A 994-nucleotide genomic window follows, 5' to 3' on the forward strand; every position below is an offset into this window, starting at 1 on the left:
ATCATGAAACGCTTCAAGTCACAACGCCATTTGCAGCGCTTCGTCTCCATTCATGATCCGATTGCCAACCTGTTCCATATCCCCCGCCACGAAATCTCCTCCAGCCATCATCGCGAACTGCGTTCAGAGGCAATGAACCTGTGGGCAAAAATCGCTCGGGCATGAACCGTCGTGGGGCAAGCGGGCTACGACCGCCTCGCGATCTTTAAGTTTACGATGCCTCCCGGACTGGTGGTGCCTACCCTACAGCGACCTGGTCAACAGAGCATCGACATCTCTACCCCAGAGCAGGCTTGCTGCAGACGTCCGAGATACTCTCAAACGCCGCACCATGTTTTTGGGTTCAGCCGGGCCTCGATATTGTTAGTCTTTGATTGGCGCGTCGCCTGTCGTTGGCTCGGTATATGTGAACAAATCTTTACCGTTTGTGACGGCAGGACCTGATCCACCTTGATAGGCCAAGTTCCATTCTGTAACGATTTGCAGTGCCCCACTGCTGCTCTTGGCTGCATAGCCTGTCCAGCCGGTCGCCGAGTGGCAGTTCTCGAGGCCGTTATTCCAGCCGACAGAAAAGGCGATGAAATTGCCGGTCACCCGCCCCGCGATCGGATATGGAGAGTTCTGGCAGCCTGTGCCCTTGGCGCGATTGACATACTGGCCCGTAACCCCACCATTTGAGTCAAACGAGAGTACCATAGTCGAACCTTTATCGTTCATCCACGCGCTTGATGCACCAACCAAGCTGGAAAACTGCTCAAACGAGGCAGGTTCAAAAGCCATCGCGGCGCTGGCTAGCGAAAGGCCAAGTCCGGCGAAAATAAAACGAAACATACCAGTATTCCTCCTCATGGGGTCATGCATCTGTATTCAGCCACCCTTGTCCTTGCGGGGTGTTGCGGCAACTCATGCTCGCAAAACAGCCGACATTCAGGCAGCGCTAATACTCCATATCTAAAGCAGGCGGACCCAGGATCTAAAGCAGGCGGACCCAGGA

General features: G+C 54.6%; 1 protein-coding gene and 1 pseudogene. One reads left to right on the forward strand and one right to left on the reverse strand.

Features of this window, described 5'->3' with window-relative positions:
- Positions 1–165 (forward strand): annotated as a pseudogene (locus NKH03_RS34760) (IS6 family transposase); the annotation flags it as partial.
- Between the two features lie 198 nt (positions 166–363).
- On the opposite strand, the gene NKH03_RS34765 reads toward NKH03_RS34760, so the two are convergent.
- The gene (locus NKH03_RS34765) at positions 364–831 is read right to left on the reverse strand and encodes an avidin/streptavidin family protein (RefSeq protein ID WP_352973349.1); all 468 of its coding nucleotides are present in this window, start codon (positions 829–831) and stop codon (positions 364–366) included.
- Positions 832–994 lie beyond the last annotated feature (163 nt).

This window comes from Mesorhizobium sp. M1406, assembly GCF_040317555.1.
Taxonomy (GTDB): Bacteria; Pseudomonadota; Alphaproteobacteria; order Rhizobiales; family Rhizobiaceae; genus Mesorhizobium.

What these genes read in the sequence shown, in the direction of transcription:
- NKH03_RS34765 (WP_352973349.1), bottom strand. Translation starts at nt 831, where the DNA reads ATGTTTCGTTTTATTTTCGCCGGACTTGGCCTTTCGCTAGCCAGCGCC.